This window comes from Lysinibacillus sp. 2017 (genome assembly GCF_003073375.1).
Lineage (GTDB): Bacteria > Bacillota > Bacilli > Bacillales_A > Planococcaceae > Solibacillus.
On the sequence record NZ_CP029002.1, the window covers coordinates 944444 to 963885 of the forward strand.

Genomic DNA, 19442 nt, shown 5'->3' on the forward strand with positions numbered 1-19442 from the left:
AATGAATCGGATGAAGTCTTTAGACGGAATAAAATTTGCCGAAATGGTTCAAATGGGTGCACATCACCTATACCAAAATGCAAGTTATGTAGATTCACTAAATGTATTCCCTGTACCAGATGGGGATACAGGTACAAATATGAATTTATCAATGACATCTGGTGCAAATGAAACAGAAGCAAACGTAAGTGCACATATTGGTAAAACAGCACAGAGTTTATCAAAAGGATTACTTATGGGAGCTCGTGGGAACTCAGGCGTTATTTTATCGCAGTTATTCCGTGGTTTCGGAAAAGCGATTGAAAAAGACGCAGAGATTAATGCGTTGAGTTTTGCTAATGCATTCCAAGCGGGTGTTGACACAGCGTATAAAGCCGTTATGAAGCCAGTGGAAGGTACAATTTTAACGGTTGCACGTGAAGCGGCAGCAAAAGGTGTTGAAGTGGCTGAAAAGGAAGACGATTTAATCGTTGTTATGGAGGCATTTATCACTGAAGCACAAGCATCATTAAATCGCACACCTGATTTACTACCAGTACTGAAAGAAGTAGGTGTAGTCGATAGTGGTGGTCAAGGATTATTATTCGTATACGAAGGATTCCTTGCTTCTATGAAAGGTGAACCACTTCCAGAAAGAAATGAATCATCATTAGATGACTTAATTAATGCTGAGCACCACCGTGTTCAAGATTTCATGGATACATCGGATATCGTATTCGGTTATTGTACAGAAATCATGGTACGCTTCGAAGAGGACAAAGCGCCTTTTGATGAGGAGCAATTCCGCCAAGAGTTAAATCCAATGGGTGACTCTTTACTTGTTATTTCGGATGATGAAATTGCGAAAGTACATGTTCACTCGGAAACTCCAGGTGCAGTACTTGCGGCAGGTCAAAAATATGGTAGCCTAATTAAAATTAAAGTAGATAACATGCGTGAGCAACACTCTGCTATTGTAAATGAAGTACCACAAGCACCTAAAAAACCGGTACAAGCAAAAGTACCTTATGCGATTGTTACAATTGCAATGGGTGAAGGTGTAGCAAACTTATTACGCTCTATCGGTGCATCTTATGTCATCGAAGGCGGTCAAACGATGAATCCTTCTACTGAAGATATCGTAAAAGCTGTTCGAGAAATTGGTGCAGAACGCGTATTAATTTTACCGAACAACAAAAATATCATTATGGCTGCAGAACAAGCAGTTGAACTTTTAGATATTGAAGCTGCAGTAGTTCCAACGAAAACAATTCCTCAGGGGATGGCAGCGATTTTGGCTTTCAATACTGAAGAATCAGTTGAAAATAATAAAAATAACATGACAGAAGGATTCTCTCATGTGAAGACTGGTCAAGTGACATTTGCAGTACGTGATACTTCAATTGATGGCGTAGAAATTCATAAAGATGACTACATGGCATTAGCTGAAGGTAAAATCATTTTATCAACTCCTGAAATGATGGATGCAGCAAAACAAGTACTTGATGGTTTAATGGACGAGGATTCTGAAATTGTAACAATAATATACGGCGAAGATGCTAAAGCAACACAAGCAGACGAATTACAAAGCTTTATTGAAGAAAACTATCCAGATGTAGAAGTGGAGATTGTTGAAGGAAAACAATCATTATATCCATTTATTCTTTCTGTTGAGTAATATTTGACGAAAGCGGCGCGTACTGTATGTGAGTGCGCGCTGTTTTCTTTGTTTAGGTGAATTATTCCGTAATGTTTTAAAAATTATCGACTCTCATTTTTTAGTGAGAGTCGTATTTTAGTTTATTAAACATGTATGTGCCAAGAAATTTGTTTATTATCGTGTAAATAGGTACACTGTAAGTAAAAATATGTACAAAAGTAAGGGAGGAAACGTCATGAAATTTACATCTGTGTTTGATATTATCGGTCCTGTGATGATTGGTCCATCCTCCTCGCATACAGCAGGAGCAGCCCGAATCGGTCGTGTTGCACGCGATTTATTTGGACGTCAACCGAAATGGGTAAAAATTCATTTATACGGTTCATTTGCGGAAACTTATCGTGGACATGGAACAGATGTCGCGATTGTTGGTGGATTACTAGATTATGATACAGACGATGAACGGATTAAAACGTCATTTGCAGAAGCTGAAAAAGCAGGTTTACAATTTGAATTTATTCCAGAAACGGCGAATCGTGCGCACCCTAATACAGCGCGCCTCGTTATGGGTGATGATGAAAGTGAAATGAGTGTTGAAGGCATTTCAATCGGTGGCGGTAAAATTGAAATTAGTGAAGTAAATGGCTTTAAATTACGTTTAACAGGGGGGATGCCTGCAATTCTAGTAGTGCATGATGACCGTGCAGGCTGTATTGCCAATGTTGCAAACTGTTTAGCAATGCATAAGGTCAATATTGGTCATATGGAAGTATCGCGTATCGAGCGCGGTTTAACAGCATTAATGGTTATTGAGATTGATCAAAACATTGACGAGCGTATTTTATCTCAAATTTCATACATCCCACATATCACAAAAGTTTCAAAAATTAATAACTAAGGGGTGCTCAATATGGATGTATTATTTCGAAATGTTCGAGAATTAGTCGAACGAGCGGAAAACGAAGGAAAGCTTATTTCAGAATTAATGATTGAACAAGAAATGATTATCAGTGGTCGCAGTCGAGAGGAAATATTTACTCAAATGGACCGTAACTTAAGGGTCATGGAAGAGGCAGTGGAACGTGGTTTAAAAGGTGTTCAATCGGTTACAGGTTTAACTGGTGGTGATGCTGTATTAATTCAAAATTATATTGCAACCGGAAAATCATTAGCGGGTGATTTATTGCTTGATGCGGTCAGTAAGGCGGTAGCAACGAATGAAGTGAATGCGGCAATGGGAACAATTTGTGCCACACCAACAGCCGGTTCAGCAGGCGTTGTACCAGGTACGCTTTTTGCCGTACAAAATAAATTAAACCCAACGCGTGAACAAATGATCCGTTATTTATTTACGTCTGGAGCATTTGGATTTATCGTAGCAAATAATGCGTCAATTTCCGGTGCTGAAGGTGGATGCCAAGCGGAAGTTGGAAGTGCCTCTGCGATGGCAGCTGCAGCAATTGTAGAAATGGCGGGCGGAACCGCACAGCAAAGTTCAGAAGCATTTGCAATTACTCTAAAAAATGTGCTTGGCTTAGTTTGTGACCCAGTAGCAGGCTTGGTTGAAGTACCTTGTGTTAAGCGTAATGCTATGGGGGCTTCCAATTCAATTGTAGCAGCTGATATGGCGTTAGCTGGTGTGACAAGTCGTATCCCGTGTGATGAAGTCATCGGCGCAATGTATCGAATTGGGCAATCAATGAGTACAAACTTAAAGGAAACTGCACGTGGTGGATTAGCTGCAACACCAACAGGTAAGGCTATTACACACGCAATCTTTGAAGGTGGCGACCTAAAAAGTCTTTTAAAATCACGAGTGAGTAGTAATTAACTAAAGTAAGAACGCTTAAAGTAACATTTAAGTGTTCTTTTTTGTTTTAAAGAGATTGTCAGAGCTAGTCATTTTCTAATAGAGATGTTATGAAAGTGTATCGTATTTTGGCAGGCTGGGCGCCCAGAGTCGCAAAGATATGTTGCACATATCTGTACGACTCTTCTTTGCGCCTTGTGCTAGGCCTGCCAAATCAAAGTGTAATCCATTCTACTCTTGCATGTATTCGGGTGCGGCGCTATTGACGAGCAAAGGCGCCGTTTACTTTTAAAGCGCGTCCGTTGAATTTTGTGGGTTAAAGGGATTGTCAGAGCTAGTCATCTTCTAATAAGTATTCTATTAAGGTGTATCGTGATATGGCAGGCTGGGCGCCCAGAGTCGCAAAGATATGTTGCACATATCTGTACGACTCTTCTTTGCGCCTTGTGCTAGGCCTGCCAAATCAAAGTGTAATCCATTATGCCTTTGCATGAATTCGGGGGCGGCGCTGTTGGCGAGCAAAGGCGCCGTTTTTCTATGAAGTGAATCCGTTAAACTTTGTGGGTTGAAGGGATTGTCACAGATTCTCTTTTTATAAAGGAATGAATGTATAGATAGGGTTCAATAGTTGTTAATGTCTTTAGTATTTAGATGTTAAATAAATACATTGTGATTTCCCCTACTTTATAAAAAGGGTTCACCCTATTAGAAGACTGGCGCCTACCACTGTAAGCGCCAGAACGTGAATATAAGTAAAAGGAAAATGGGTACACCTTATATTGGCAGGTCTTTCACGAAGCACAAAGACGAGTCGTACAGACATGTGCAACATGACTGTGCGGCTTGCGTGCGAAGAACCTGCCAAATGACTATGCCCGAATAACCACTTTAATAAAAGGCAGATCCACTGAACTGTATCTTTCATAAGGAAGATTCGATAAATTTAGAAGACTGGCGCCTACCACTGTAAGCGCCAGCACGTGAATACAAGTAAAGGGAAAATGGATACACGAAGTATTGGCAGGTCTTTAAACTCCTTCTATATAGTTTATTAAATTGTGACTGTCGCTTCGCTTTCGTCACAAAGATAATGTCACAACAAACGGATTGTGACATTATCTTGGCTGTGCGGCTTGCGTGCAAAGAACCTGCCAAATGATTATGCCCGAATAACCACTTTAATAAAAGGCGGATCCACTTGAACTTATCTTTCTCTTTATAAAAGATTCGCCTAATAAAAAGACTGGCGCCTACCACTGTAAGCGCCAGCACGTGAATACAAGTAAAGGGAAAATGGATACACCTTATATTGGCAGGTCTTTCACGAAGCACAAAGACGAGTCGTACAGACATGTGCAACATGACTGTGCGGCTTGCGTGCGAAGAACCTGCCAAATGACTATGCCCGAATAACCACTTTAATAAAAGGCGGATCCACTTGAACTTATCTTTCTCTTTATAAAAGATTCGCCTAATAAAAAGACTGGCGCCTACCACTGTAAGCGCCAGCACGTGAATACAAGTAAAGGGAAAATGGATACACCTTATATTGGCAGGTCTTTCACGAAGCACAAAGGCGAGTCGTACAGACATGTGCAACATGACTGTGCGGCTTGCGTGCGAAGAACCTGCCAAATGACTATGCCCGAATAACCACTTTAATAAAAGGAGGATCCACTTGAACTTATCTTTCTCTTTATAAAAGATTCGCCTAATAAAAAGACTGGCGCCTACCACTGTAAGCGCCAGCACGTGAATACAAGCAAAAGGAAAATGGATACACCAAGTATTGGCGGGTCTTTCAACTCCTTTTATATAGTCTGTTAAATTGTGACTGTCGCTTCGCTTTCGTCACAAAGATAATGTCACAACAAACGGATTGTGACATTATCTTGGCTGTGCGGCTTGCGTGCGAAGAACCCACCAAATGACTACACCCGAATTACCACTTTATTAGAAGATCGATACACATTGACATACTCCCTACAAAACGCGACTTTATTATAAAATCACCTCAAAAACAAGAACGTATGCACCCATTTGTGCTATGCTAAAGAAATATACTATATAAAAAGGAGATGTCGGAGTTTGATACATGAACCCGTGTCGAATTTAAAAGGCATTGGCAAGGAAACTGCTGAAAATTTAGCAAAGCTTGGCATTGAAACAGTACATGATTTAGTGTGGACATTTCCATATCGTCATGAAGATTTTCGTTTAAAAGATCTAACAGAAACACCCCATAATGAACGTGTCACGATTGAGGCACGAGTAGAAAGTGAACCGACTGCTCTGTTTTTGGGGAAAAATAAATCACGTTTACAATTTACAGCGCTTGCAGGACGCCATCTAATCAAAATTGTCTTTTTCAATCAAAATTATTTACGTCAAAAAATTGCACCAGGTATGGTCATTACAGTTACCGGTAAATGGGATCGTGGACGACAAGTAATTGTGGGTTCTTCGGTAACATTTGGTCCGAAAACAGAACAAGTAGATTTTGAACCTGTTTATAGTTTAAAAGGTAATATTCAGCAAAAACGCTTTCGAAAATATATGCGCCAAGCACTGGATACGATTAAGGAAGAAATTCCCGAATCATTGCCACAACAACTACTTGCGAATTATCAACTAGTAAGCATTCAAGAAGGATTAGAAGGTGTGCATTTCCCGACAGATGCAGAACATGCAAAGCAAGCACGTAGACGATTTGTTTACGAAGAATTACTCGAATTTCAGTTGCGAATCCAAGCGCTTCGTAAAATGAATAAAGAAAATGAAAAAGGTATAACGATTCGCTATGATTTATCAAAATTAAAGGAATTTATCGCCACATTACCGTATGAATTAACGGGTGCACAAAAACGTGTCGTCAACGAAATTTGTAAAGACCTATTACTTCCTCAACGGATGAATCGTCTCCTACAAGGGGATGTAGGATCAGGGAAAACAGTTGTTGCAGCAATTGGACTTTATGCAGCGGTAACAGCAGGCTACCAAGGGGCATTAATGGCACCAACTGAAATTTTAGCAGAGCAGCACGCTGAAAATTTACATGGCTGGTTTGATCAAATGGGCATCAAGGTGGCTTTGCTTTCGGGTTCTACAAAAGCGAAGGCACGCCGAGAGCTATTAGAACAATTAGCTGCAGGTGAGATTGATATTTTAATTGGTACACATGCCCTTATTCAGCCGGATGTTGTATTTCATAAATTGGGCTTTGTCATAACTGATGAGCAGCATCGCTTTGGTGTTGAACAAAGACGTGTATTACGTGAAAAAGGTGAAAATCCAGATGTTCTCTTTATGACAGCGACACCGATTCCGCGTACATTAGCAATTACGGCATTTGGTGAAATGGATGTATCGATTATTGATGAGCTACCAGCCGGGCGAAAAGAAATTGAAACCCATTGGTTGAAAAAAGAACAGTTAAATAGTGTCTTGATGCGTATGACACAAGAATTAGAGGCTGGGCGCCAAGCGTATGTCATCACACCACTAATCGAAGAATCCGATAAACTGGATGTACAAAATGCAGTAGAAGCGTACGAGCAATTAAAAGCGTATTTTGGTAATCGATTTGAGGTCGGTTTAATGCATGGTAAATTGCACCCTGACGAAAAAGATGCAGTCATGCGTGCTTTTAGTGAGGGATCTATTCATGTGCTCGTTTCAACAACAGTAGTCGAAGTAGGTGTAAACGTACCTAATGCAACATTCATGACAATATACGATGCAGAGCGTTTTGGATTAGCGCAGCTTCACCAATTACGCGGACGCGTTGGACGTGGGGAGCATCAATCGTATTGCGTGCTCATTGCCGATCCAAAAACGGATGAAGGAAAAGAAAGAATGACGTCGATGACAGAGACGAATGACGGATTCCAATTAGCCGAGAAAGATTTAGAACTACGTGGTTCAGGCGATTTCTTTGGAAAACGTCAAAGTGGTTTGCCAGAATTCAAACTAGCGGACTTAGTTCATGATTACCGTGCCCTTGAAACAGCACGACAAGATGCTGCGAAAATGTTATATGATGAGGATTTTTGGCAGTTACCAGAATATGAAGTTCTGCGACAAAAATTAGTATCATCTGGTGTTCTTGAAGGAGAACGAATCGATTAATAGATTTATTTTGTTTGAAAATGTGAGAAAATAATTTGTTTTAAAGTAACGATAGATTTACAGCAAACCTTTTGGAGCAAATGCTATGGACAAGTAACGGATATATTTGGCGTATTATGGCAATTAAGTCACGAGGAATAGGATGATTTTCAAGGACGTAGCAAAAAATTGTTGCGTTCTTTTTTTTATCCATGTATATTGGTATTAGTACCAAGTGCTAATACTAATCTTATATAAAATTAAAGGTAGGTAACAAATACGTATGAAGCGTTCCAAAAAAGAGCGTCAGTCGTTGCTGACCGAAAAAATAATCGACAATCCTTTCGTTACAGATGAACAATTAGCAGCTGAATTTAATGTAAGTGTTCAAACGATTCGTCTGGATCGTATGGAACTCGCAATTCCGGAATTGCGTGAACGTATTAAAGATGTTGCTGCCAAAAAATATGACGAAGTAAAATCACTACCGCTCGATGAAGTGATTGGTGAAATTATTGATATTGAACTAGATCATCGTGCACTTTCTATTTTTGATGTGGGAACAGAACATGTTTTCCAACGTAATGGCATTGCGCGAGGACATCATTTATTTGCTCAAGCAAACTCATTAGCGGTCGCAGTTATTGATGATGAGCTAGCGTTAACAGTGAAATCAAATGTAGCATTTGTAAAACCGGTGCGCGCAGGTGACCGAGTTGTAACAAAAGCAATCGTAAAAGGTAAGCTTCCTGAAAAAAATCGTACTCTTGTTGAAGTAACTTCAACAGTAGATAATGAACTTGTATTTAAAGGCGAATTTGAAATGTACCACACGAAAGGTGAAGAAGTATAAATGAAATTAGCAGTAGATGGTATGGGTGGAGATAATGCACCGCAAGCGATTGTGGAAGGCGTTTTTATGGCCCTTGAAGATTTTTCAACGATAGAAATTCAATTATATGGTGATGAAAAGAAAATGGCGCCGTATTTAAAACCACATGAACGTTTGCAAGTAATTCATTGTACAGAAGTTGTTGAAGGCGAAGATGATGCAGCGCGAGCAGTGCGCCGCAAAAAAGATTCTTCAATGACGCGTATGCTTGAAGCCGTTGCAGAGGGGCGCGCGGATGCGTGTTTATCTGCTGGAAATACAGGAGCACTAATGGCTGGGGGCTTATTTAAAGTCGGTCGTATTGACGGTGTTTCTCGACCAGCATTAGCAACAACATTACCAACGCTAAATGGTGACGGTTTCCTTATGTTAGATTTAGGTGCCAATGCTGATGCAAAACCAGAAAACTTATTACAATATGCCATTATGGGCGATATTTATGTTAAACAAGTGCGCGGTCAAAAAGCACCACGTGTCGGATTGTTAAATATCGGTACAGAAGATAAAAAAGGCAACGAATTAACAAAAGTAGCCTTTACATTAATTCAAGAGGCAGACTTCAACTTCGAAGGAAATGTCGAAGCACGTGAATTATTAAACGGTGTGGCAGATGTTGTCGTAACAGATGGTTTCACAGGAAATATGGTTCTAAAAACAATTGAAGGTACTGCGGGTGCAATTTTTAAAATGCTAAAAGAAGCACTTTTTGCCAATACAAAAGCAAAAATTGGTGCCGCGTTAATTAAAAATGACTTAAAGCAAATTAAAAATAAAATGGATTACACAGAATATGGTGGCGCGGCATTATTCGGGTTAAAAGCACCAGTAATTAAAGCACATGGCTCTTCGAATCCACGCGCTATTTATAGTGCAATCCGACAAGCAAATACAATGGTAGAACATCACGTATGCGAGAAAATTACAGAAACAATCGCTAAAATGCCAAAAGCTGAATAAACAAACGTGATTCACAAAGGGGAAATTCTATATGACAAAAATTGCTTTTATTTTTCCAGGGCAAGGGTCGCAATCTGTGGGGATGGGTGCGGACTTTGTAACCAATGACGAAAATAGTAAACGATTTTATGACCGTGCAGACGCGGCATTAGGTTTTTCATTAACGGACATTATGTTAAATGGTCCGCAAGAAAAACTAACGCTTACGTATCATGCACAGCCTGCTTTGTTAACATCAGGGGTGATGATTGCAAATAAGTTGCAACAAGCAGGGGTAAAACCGCATTTTGTAGCGGGACATTCATTAGGGGAGTACAGTGCACTTGTTGTGGCGAATGTTTTATCATTTGATGCGGCAGTGCAAACAGTTCATAAACGGGGTGTATTTATGGACGAGGCAGTACCTGCAGGGCAAGGTGCGATGGCTGCAATTTTAGCGCTAGACGGAGACAAATTAGCGGCTATTTGCCAAGAAGTATCGGCTGCAGGAGAAGTTGTGCAAGTGGCAAACTTCAACTGTCCAGGACAAATTGTGATTTCAGGGACGAAACAAGGTGTCGATGAGGCATGTAGTAAAGCGAAGGAAGCAGGAGCAAAACGAGCACTTCCGTTAGTCGTGAGTGGACCATTTCACTCATCATTGATGCAACAAGCTGCAGATCAATTAGCGCAAATTATTGATAATTTATCTTTGCAAACACCAACAATACCAGTTGTTAGCAACGTAACGGCAGAATTATTATCAGATGTTCCGCATATAAAACGTGAATTAGTAGCGCAAGTAACAAGTTCCGTTTTGTGGGAGCAAAATGTCAAGAAGTTAATTGCTGAAGGAGTAACCGTATTCATTGAATGTGGACCAGGTAAGGTATTATCAGGACTTGTGAAAAAAATTGATCGCAATGTGCAAACGTATTGTGTTTATGACGACACAAGTTTAGCGCAAGTAATGGAAGCATCAAAGGAGTGGACACAATGGGTTTAACGGGGAAATGTGCAGTTGTTACAGGAGCTTCACGCGGTATAGGACGTGCAATCGCAATAGAATTAGCGAACCAAGGAGCTAACGTGGTCGTCAATTTTAGCGGGAATGCACAAAAAGCCGAACAAGTTGTTGAAGAGATTAAAGCAAATGGCGGCAAAGCGGTTGCTGTACAGGCGAATGTAGCACATACAGAATCTGTACAACAATTAATGAAAACAGCGATTGATACTTTCGGCTCGCTTGATATATTAGTAAATAATGCTGGAATTACGCGTGACAATTTAATAATGCGTATGAAAGACGATGAGTGGGACGATGTTATCAATACGAATTTAAAAGGTGTATTCCTTTGTACAAAAGCTGTCACGCGTCAAATGATGAAGCAACGTGCGGGGCGTATTATTAATATTTCGTCAATTGTTGGTGTAGCAGGAAATGCAGGTCAAGCGAATTATGTTGCAGCAAAAGCGGGCGTCATCGGTTTAACAAAAACGACGGCACAAGAGCTTGCATCACGAAATATTTTAGTAAATGCGATTGCACCAGGTTTTATTACGACGGAAATGACAGAAGGTTTACCAGAAGAATTGAAGGAAGCGATGTTAAAACAAATTCCGTTAGCCAAACTTGGTCAACCAGAAGACATTGCGAAAGCAGTAGCATTCTTTGCTTCTGATAATTCTAAATATATAACAGGCCAAACATTACATATCGACGGCGGTATGGTAATGGTATAACACATAGATAAAGCTTTTTGAGGGGAGGTGACTGATTTGTCTACAGTATTTGAGCGTGTTTCAAAAGTTGTCGTTGACCGTTTAGGCGTTGACGAAAGCGAAGTGAAATTAGAAGCATCATTCCGTGACGATTTAGGTGCGGATTCGTTAGACGTTGTTGAATTAGTAATGGAACTTGAAGATGAGTTCGATATGGAAATTTCTGATGAAGATGCAGAAAAAATTGCTACAGTTGGTAATGCAATTTCATACATTGAAAATAAAATTAGCTAAACATAAAAAAAGGTATTCTATTGCAAATTCGTTTGTAATGGAGTACCTTTTTTCATTTTATAGGACATAATAAGTAAAACGTTTAGGATTTCGATAGTTTTTTAAGCCGTTACCCTTTGCACATTACAATAGAACAAGGTAAACTTAAAGATAGAAATTAGAAGGAAGGCATACTAAACATGAACCAAAGAAAAAAAGGGATAAGCCCAAAAACAGGAGTACTCCCTGAAAAAGTAAAAACTCAATTTCAAGATCTACAAGAACAAGTGAATATTCACTTCGAAAATAAAGCTTTATTATATCAAGCTTTTACGCATTCATCTTATGTGAATGAGCATCGCCGGAAATTATTTACTGACAATGAACGTTTAGAATTTTTAGGAGATGCTGTACTAGAGTTAACAGTATCAAAATATTTATTTGAAAAATTCCCGCATATGAGTGAAGGGGAGCTAACAAAGCTACGTGCTTCTATTGTTTGTGAGCCATCGTTAGTTGTATTTGCTAATGAGTTAAACTTTGGACAATTTGTATTGTTAGGTAAAGGCGAAGAGTTAACAGGGGGCCGAGAACGTCCTGCATTACTTGCGGATGTATTTGAGTCATTTGTTGGCGCTATGTACTTAGACCTAGGATTAGACGTAGTTGTAGCATTTTTAGAGCGTATTGTATTCCCTAAAGTGGAACTCGGTGCTTTTTCGCATGTGATGGATTTTAAAAGTCAATTACAAGAAATTATTCAGCAAACTAACAATGGTTTATTAGGTTACGAAATCGTTGATGAGAAAGGTCCAGCTCACAACCGTACATTCGTTTCACGCGTATTATTAAACAGTGAAGAATTAGGCATTGGACGCGGAAAATCAAAGAAAGAAGCTGAGCAACAAGCAGCGCAAAATGCAATGCTATCGCTTAAGCAGTCAAAGCAAGAGGGGGAATAACATGTTCCTTAAACGACTTGAAGTAGTAGGCTTCAAATCATTTGCCGAAAGAGTTGGAATCGATTTTGTCCCAGGTGTAACAGCTGTAGTGGGACCGAATGGTAGTGGGAAAAGTAATGTTACAGATGCTATTCGTTGGGTGCTAGGTGAACAATCAGCAAAATCTCTTCGTGGTGCCAAAATGGAAGATGTTATTTTTGCAGGTAGTGAATCGCGTAAGCCGTTGAACTTTGCTGAAGTAACACTTGTACTAGATAACGAAGATGAGCGTGTAGCCATTCCATACACAGAAGTTAGTGTAACGAGACGTGTGTATCGTTCAGGTGATAGCGAATATTTGCTGAATAATCAGCAATGTCGCCTGAAGGATATTACGGACTTGTTTATGGATTCAGGGCTAGGGAAAGAAGCATTTTCAATTATTTCACAAGGACGCGTTGATGAAATTTTAAACAGCCGTCCAGATGATCGCCGCAGCATTTTTGAAGAAGCTGCTGGCGTATTGAAATACAAATTACGAAAGAAAAAAGCCGAGCATAAGCTTGTCGAAACAGATGAAAATTTAAATCGCGTACTCGATATTTTACATGAAATTGAAGTACGTTTAGAGCCATTAAAGATACAAGCCTCTAGTGCGAAAGATTATGTGCGCATGACAGAAGAGCTGAAAGACTTCGATATTGCGTTAATGGTCCATGATTTATTGGCACATGAAAAAACACTTCAAAAGTTTGAAGCAGAGCATAAAGAACTTTCAACTTCTGAAAAGAAACATGCAGCAGAAATTACTAATCTTGAACAAAGTGTGCGCAAAATCCGAACTGATTTAAAAGCTATTGATGGTGTACTTGATGCATCTCAAGAGCAACTCGTTGAAGCAAGTGCAGAGGTGGAACGTTGGGAAGGCCGTCGTGCGTTATTTAACGAAAAACGTTCGAATGCTGAAAAGCAAACCCAACAATTAAAACTCAATTTACAACAAGCGACTCAATCAGTAAATGAACTTGAATTAGAACAGCAAGAAAAGCGTCAGCAATTTACTGAAAAACAAAAAGTTGTACAAGAAATTCGCTCTTCATTAAAGCAAATCGAACAAGCATTAACTCGTAGTGCTTCAGAAATCGAACAAGAGATTGAAGACGCAAAAAATACGTATATTAACTTATTAAACGAAGAAGCAACCGTTAAAAATGAATTAAAACATATTGATCAGCAGTTATCGCAAGAACAAGCTTCTGTTGAACGTATGACAGGGCGCTCTTCAGAAATGCAAAAAGAATTAACTACCGTATTAACATCAAAAGAAGTAACGGAACAAGCGTTACAACAGGCAGAGCTAGCATTGCAAGATCAGCTCGGCCGATTTGACGTTGTACAAATGCAGTTGAAATCATCAACGGCTGATTTAGATGAAAAGCAGGACCTTTTATATAAAGCCTATCAACATCATCAACAGCTAAAAGCACGTAAAGAAACATTAGCTGAATTAGAAGCTGATTTTTCAGGTTTCTTCCACGGGGTTAAAGAAATACTATTAGCGCGTGACCGCAAAGAGTTAGAAGGTATTGAAGGTGCTGTAGCTGAATTAATTCAAGTTGATGCGAAATATTCACAAGCAATTGAAACAGCATTAGGTGCTGCGTCTCAACATATCGTTACAGACAATGAACAACATGCACAAAGAGCAATTGGCTGGTTAAAGCAAAAACGTGCAGGTCGTGCAACATTTTTACCAAAGACTGTTATGCGTTCTCGTAAAATTCAACATCAACAATTAATGGATATTTCATCGCATCCAGCATATGTTGCATTAGCATATGAATTGGTACAATATGCACCTGAAAATCAAACGATTATTGAAAATCTTTTAGGTAATGTACTTGTCGCTCAAAACTTAGAGGGAGCAAGTCAAATTGCCCGTTTATGTGGCTTTAAGTACCGTGTTGTAACATTAGAAGGCGATATCGTCAATGCAGGTGGTTCGTTAACGGGTGGTGCGCTAAAACAACAAAGTTCCTTATTCTCTCGAAAAGCAGAACTAGATAAATTAGTGACAACTTTAGCGGATATGGAAGCGACCATTCAAAAAGCCGAGAAAACAGTCGCTGTAAAAAAAGAAGAAATTGTTCAATTACGTCATTCGTTGGAAGAACTAAAATTACAAGGCGAATCATTGCGTGAACAAGAGCAAGTTCATCGTTCAAAGGCTTTAGAACTAGATATGACAGCGAAAAGCCTAAAAACAACGGTATCAATTACGCAATCGGAGCAATCCTCTTTATCAACGCGAAAAGAATCGTTAGCAGAACAACAACAAGTCGCACATAAACGTTTAGAGGAACTTCGTACGGAGTTACAGGACATTCAGCAAACTGTTGATGAGCTTACACTTGCAAAAACACAAAGTGAAACACAAAAAGATGTGTTGCGTGAACAATTAGCGCAGAAACGCTCTGAATTAGCAGTAGCACAAGAACAACTTACACAAGTGCAGGCAGCCATTGCAGGTATTGAGTTGAATTTAACGAAAGCTCAAAACTTAGTCGAAAAGATTTCCCAGGAAATTGAATGGGTAGAATCAGAGGATGGCTTAAATGGCCCTTCTTCTGAAGAATTGGCTCAAACGATTTTAGACTGGTCGACGAAGAAAGATGCGCTAAACGAAACAATTCAAAAAAATCGTGCGTCACGTACTGTGTTACATGAGCAAATGACTGAGGCAGAAATTCAGTTGCAAGAAGTACAACGTGTACATAAAAGTTATATGGATGCATTGCGTACGCTAGAAATTAAGCGTAGCCGTATTGATTTCGAAATGAATAGTATGCAACAGCAATTGCTTGAACAGTATGAATTAGACGTTTTAACAGCACAAGAGGAAGCAATTGGAATTGAAGATGAAGAGCAAGTTCGTCGAAAAGTGAAATTATTAAAGCAATCGATTGAAGAGCTTGGTCCGGTAAACTTAAATGCAATTGAAGAGTTTGATCGCGTACAAGAACGCTATGCCTTTTTAAGCGAGCAACGTGAAGATTTAGTTGAGGCAAAAGATACATTGCATAAAGCGATTGGTGAGATGGACGAAGAAATGACTGAGCGCTTTAATGATACATTTAAGCAAATTCGTCAGCAATTCTCAGTTTCATTCCGTGAATTATTTGGTGGTGGTGCAGCTGATTTAGTACTTCTAGATCCAGAAAATTTACTTGAAACAGGAATTGAAATTATTGCGCAACCACCAGGTAAAAAATTGCAAAATTTAAGTCTATTATCAGGAGGAGAGCGTGCATTAACGGCGATTGCTTTATTATTCGCCATTTTAAATACACGTCCAGTACCATTCTGTATTTTAGATGAAGTTGAAGCTGCGTTAGACGAATCAAACGTTGCACGTTATAGTGATTATTTGCGTAAATTTAGTGAAGACACACAATTCATCGTGATTACACACCGTAAAGGAACGATGGAAGGTGCCGATGTTCTTTATGGTATTACGATGCAAGAATCCGGTGTATCGAAACTTGTATCAGTTAAATTAGAAGAACAATCTGAATTAGTAGGTCAAGGGAGTGGCAAGTAATGAGCTTTTTTAAGAGACTGAAAGAAAAATTAATGGGTGGCGACGAGGATAAGGAGCTACTTGAACAACAAGCAAAAGGTGAGGAACAAGAAGGGGAAGAAAATTCACTTCTTGATACACCAATAGCTGAGATTGAAACAACTGTTGAAGAAAAGCAAGAACAAGAGGTTGAGCAAGTAGAGGAAATTATCCAAGAAGCACAGCCTGAGGTTATTTCTGAATCGATTGAAGAAGAAAAGCAAGCGTTTGAACAAGTAGAAGATAATTTAGTTGGTACAGCCCCTGTTGAGGAACTAGAAAACGTATATGAAGTTGTACAAACAGAGGAAGAACCGAAAAAACAATCAGCTTGGTCGATTACTCAAAAATTCAAAGCGGGTCTAGAAAAAACGCGTAACTCATTCACTTCGAAAGTAAATGATTTAGTTGCACGATATCGTAAAGTGGATGAAGACTTCTTTGAAGAGCTTGAGGACGTATTATTACAAGCAGACGTAGGCTTTGAAACCGTTATGGAATTAATGGATAAATTGCGTTTCGAAGTACAACGTCAAAATATTAAAGATACGAGCGGTATTCAAGCTATTATTTCAGAAAAGCTTGTTGAAATTTACGAATCAGGCGAAGATAAATTAACAGAGTTAAATATCCAACAACAAGGGGATTTAACGGTTATTTTATTCGTTGGGGTGAATGGTGTTGGTAAAACAACGACAATCGGTAAATTAGCCCACCGTTTAAAATCAGAAGGTAAAACTGTTATGCTAGCTGCAGGTGATACATTCCGTGCAGGTGCCATTGAACAACTTCAAGTATGGGGCGAGCGTGTTGGTGTCGAAGTCATTGCGCAATCTGAAGGTTCTGATCCAGCAGCAGTGATGTATGATGCCATTCGCGCGGCAAAAACTCGTAATGCGGACGTCCTTATTTGTGATACAGCAGGTCGCCTACAAAATAAAGTTAACTTAATGAACGAACTTGAAAAAGTGCATCGTGTTATTTCACGTGAGATTCCTGATGCACCGCATGAAGTGTTATTAGCATTAGATGCGACAACAGGTCAAAATGCGCTTGTACAGGCTCAAATGTTCAAAGAGGTTACAAATGTAACGGGTATTGTATTAACGAAGCTAGACGGCACAGCAAAAGGTGGAATCGTTTTAGCTATTCGCAATAAATTACACATCCCTGTGAAGTTTGTTGGGCTAGGTGAAAAAATGGATGATTTACAGCCATTTGATGCAGAACGTTACGTATACGGACTCTTTGCAGAGGGTTTAGAAAAAGAATTAAATGAGTTAGAAGATTAAATTAGAGGTGAGCTGCAAGAGTTTTTTGCGGCTCATTTTTTTGTCACAATCTTAGTCTGAAGACAAGGAGATTACCTTGACAGTAATCGTTTACGCGATTATGATAAGGTAGACAAAATATGATTGGAGAGATTAAGATGCTACTTGAAAAAACAACACGCATGAACTTTCTCTTCGACTTTTATCAAGCGCTTTTAACTGATAAACAGCGTAGCTATATGGAACTCTATTATTTAGATGACAATTCATTAGGTGAAATTGCGGGAAGCTATAGCATTTCGCGTCAAGCTGTTTACGATAATATTCGTCGTACCGAGGCGATGCTTGAAGAATATGAAGAAAAATTAAATCTTTTTGAAAAATTTCAACAACGTCAAGAAGTGTTAAAACAATTGACGAATGCGATACAAGATGAGACTTCTACTATAGAAGCAAAACTTGCATTAGTTGAACAATTGAAGGAAACGGAGTAGGAGGCGAACGAGTTGGCTTTTGAAGGTTTAGCAGAGCGACTCCAAGGTACGATCCAAAAGATTAAAGGTAAAGGGAAAGTTACGGAACAAGACGTAAAAGAAATGATGCGTGAAGTCCGATTTGCCTTAATCGAAGCGGACGTAAACTTAAAGGTAGTAAAAGAATTCGTTAAAAAAGTTAGTGAGCGTGCTGTCGGCGTAGATGTCATGAAATCATTAACACCTGGACAACAAGTCATTAAAATTGTACAGGAAGAATTAACTACATTGATGGGTGGAGAACAAAGCCCGATTAAATTTAGCAACCGTCCACCGACTGTTATTATGATGGTTGGTTTACAAGGTGCTGGTAAAACGACGACAACAGGTAAGTTAGCAAATGTTTTACGTAAAAAATACAATAAAAACCCGCTATTAGTAGCAGCCGATATTTATCGTCCAGCAGCTGTTCAGCAATTACAAACATTAGGAAAACAGTTATCATTACCAGTATTTTCATTAGGTACGGATGTTTCTCCTGTTGAAATTGCACGTCAAGCAATTGAACATGCAAAAGAAGAACATTTAGACGTTGTATTAATCGATACAGCAGGTCGACTTCATATTGATGAAACGTTAATGCAGGAATTAAAAGATATTCGTGCGTTGAAAGAACCAGATGAAGTATTCCTAGTTGTCGATGCCATGACAGGTCAAGACGCTGTAAACGTTGCACAAAGCTTTAATGAAGCTGTTGGCATTACAGGTGTCGTTTTAACAAAATTAGATGGTGATACACGTGGTGGTGCGGCGCTTTCAATCCGTTCTGTTACTGAAAAACCAATTAAATTTGTCGGGATGGGCGAGAAAATGGACGCATTAGAACCATTCCACCCAGAACGTATGGCATCACGAATTTTAGGTATGGGTGACGTCCTTTCATTAATTGAAAAAGCGCAAGCAAACGTCGATATGGAAAAAGCGAAAGAGCTTGAAGAAAAGTTCATGACGCAATCTTTCACATTTGATGACTTTATCGAGCAATTACAAGCCGTGAAAAAAATGGGACCACTGGATGAATTATTAAAAATGATTCCAGGTGCGAACAAAATGAAGGGCTTAGACAATGTCAAAGTCGATGAAAAGCAAATGGGGCGTATTGAAGCGATTATTTATTCAATGACACCAAAAGAAAAAACAACCCCTGATATCATTAGTGCAAGTCGTAAAAAACGTATTGCTACAGGGTCTGGTACAACGATTCAAGAAGTAAACCGCTTATTGAAGCAATTTGAAGAAATGAAAAAAATGATGAAGCAAATGACGGGCATGACGCAAGGTAAGGGCAAGAAAAAAATGAAAATGCCAGGCTTTGACTCATTATTTAAATAAAAAATATAGGTGTTAAGAAAAAACACTTTACAAACAACCAAGACATTGCTAATATAATATCTTGTGTGAAACTTATTCGGAGGTGCTATTAAAATGGCAGTAAAAATTCGCTTAAAACGTATCGGAGCTAAAAAATCTCCTTTCTATCGTATCGTAGTTGCAGACGCTCGTTCACCACGTGACGGTCGTCAAATCGAAACAGTTGGTACTTACAACCCACTAACTCAACCAGCTACAGTTCTAATCGATGAAGAGAAAGCTCTTAAATGGTTAACTGATGGTGCAAAACCATCTGATACTGTACGTAACCTGTTCTCAGAACAAGGTATCATGGAAAAATTCCATAACGCTAAATACAGCAAATAAT

15 protein-coding genes and 1 pseudogene are annotated in these 19442 nt (G+C 39.2%); all 16 read left to right on the top strand.

Annotation, left to right across the window (positions count from 1 at the left end; genetic code table 11):
* Nucleotides 1-10: 10 nt before the first annotated feature.
* The 16 genes and pseudogenes from DCE79_RS04185 (at nt 11) to rpsP (ending at nt 19441) form a co-directional block, all read left to right on the top strand.
* Entirely contained in the window at nt 11-1657 is a 1647-nt protein-coding gene (locus DCE79_RS04185) for a DAK2 domain-containing protein (protein ID WP_108711862.1), read from the top strand.
* Nucleotides 1658-1874: 217 nt separating this feature from the next.
* Nucleotides 1875-2537 (top strand): L-serine ammonia-lyase, iron-sulfur-dependent subunit beta, encoded by a 663-nt coding sequence (gene sdaAB, locus DCE79_RS04190; RefSeq protein ID WP_108711863.1) that lies wholly within the window; start codon nt 1875-1877, stop codon nt 2535-2537.
* A 12-nt stretch (nt 2538-2549) separates the two neighbouring features.
* A complete protein-coding gene (gene sdaAA / locus DCE79_RS04195) occupies nt 2550-3470 on the top strand; it encodes an L-serine ammonia-lyase, iron-sulfur-dependent, subunit alpha (RefSeq protein WP_108711864.1) in 921 nt (306 codons plus the stop codon).
* A gap of 2067 nt (nt 3471-5537) precedes the next feature.
* A complete protein-coding gene (gene recG / locus DCE79_RS04200) occupies nt 5538-7577 on the top strand; it encodes an ATP-dependent DNA helicase RecG (protein ID WP_108711865.1) in 2040 nt (679 codons plus the stop codon).
* A gap of 45 nt (nt 7578-7622) precedes the next feature.
* A pseudogene (locus tag DCE79_RS18715) lies at nt 7623-7718 on the top strand (VOC family protein); the annotation flags it as partial.
* A 121-nt stretch (nt 7719-7839) separates the two neighbouring features.
* Nucleotides 7840-8409: a transcription factor FapR gene (gene fapR, locus DCE79_RS04205; RefSeq protein ID WP_108711866.1), complete on the top strand. Its 570-nt coding sequence runs from the start codon at nt 7840-7842 to the stop codon at nt 8407-8409.
* Nucleotides 8410-9405, top strand: a complete 996-nt coding sequence (gene plsX, locus DCE79_RS04210; protein ID WP_108711867.1) for a phosphate acyltransferase PlsX — start codon at nt 8410-8412, stop codon at nt 9403-9405. It abuts the gene before it with no gap.
* 31 nt (nt 9406-9436) lie between these two features.
* Nucleotides 9437-10390, top strand: coding sequence for an ACP S-malonyltransferase (fabD, locus tag DCE79_RS04215; protein WP_108711868.1), 954 nt, complete (start codon nt 9437-9439; stop codon nt 10388-10390).
* Entirely contained in the window at nt 10381-11127 is a 747-nt protein-coding gene (fabG, locus tag DCE79_RS04220) for a 3-oxoacyl-[acyl-carrier-protein] reductase (RefSeq protein ID WP_108711869.1), read from the top strand. The genes fabD and fabG overlap by 10 nt, the downstream gene beginning before the upstream one ends.
* Before the next feature lie 36 nt (nt 11128-11163).
* On the top strand, nt 11164-11400 hold the full coding sequence (gene acpP, locus DCE79_RS04225; RefSeq protein ID WP_108711870.1) for an acyl carrier protein: 237 nt from the start codon (nt 11164-11166) through the stop codon (nt 11398-11400).
* A 179-nt stretch (nt 11401-11579) separates the two neighbouring features.
* The gene (rnc, locus tag DCE79_RS04230) at nt 11580-12341 is read left to right on the top strand and encodes a ribonuclease III (protein ID WP_108711871.1); all 762 of its coding nucleotides are present in this window, start codon (nt 11580-11582) and stop codon (nt 12339-12341) included.
* Nucleotide 12342: 1 nt separating this feature from the next.
* Nucleotides 12343-15921, top strand: coding sequence for a chromosome segregation protein SMC (gene smc, locus DCE79_RS04235; RefSeq protein ID WP_108711872.1), 3579 nt, complete (start codon nt 12343-12345; stop codon nt 15919-15921).
* Nucleotides 15921-17231, top strand: coding sequence for a signal recognition particle-docking protein FtsY (gene ftsY / locus DCE79_RS04240; RefSeq protein WP_108711873.1), 1311 nt, complete (start codon nt 15921-15923; stop codon nt 17229-17231). The genes smc and ftsY overlap by 1 nt, the downstream gene beginning before the upstream one ends.
* Nucleotides 17232-17368: 137 nt before the next feature.
* Nucleotides 17369-17704 carry a putative DNA-binding protein gene (locus tag DCE79_RS04245; protein ID WP_108711874.1) on the top strand — a complete coding sequence of 112 codons (336 nt, stop codon included), beginning with the start codon at nt 17369-17371 and terminating at the stop codon, nt 17702-17704.
* A 12-nt stretch (nt 17705-17716) separates the two neighbouring features.
* Nucleotides 17717-19075, top strand: a complete 1359-nt coding sequence (gene ffh, locus DCE79_RS04250) for a signal recognition particle protein (protein ID WP_108711875.1) — start codon at nt 17717-17719, stop codon at nt 19073-19075.
* A gap of 93 nt (nt 19076-19168) precedes the next feature.
* Complete coding sequence (gene rpsP / locus DCE79_RS04255) at nt 19169-19441, top strand: 30S ribosomal protein S16 (protein WP_108711876.1); 273 nt, start codon at nt 19169-19171, stop codon at nt 19439-19441.
* The last annotated feature ends 1 nt before the right edge of the window (nt 19442 follow it).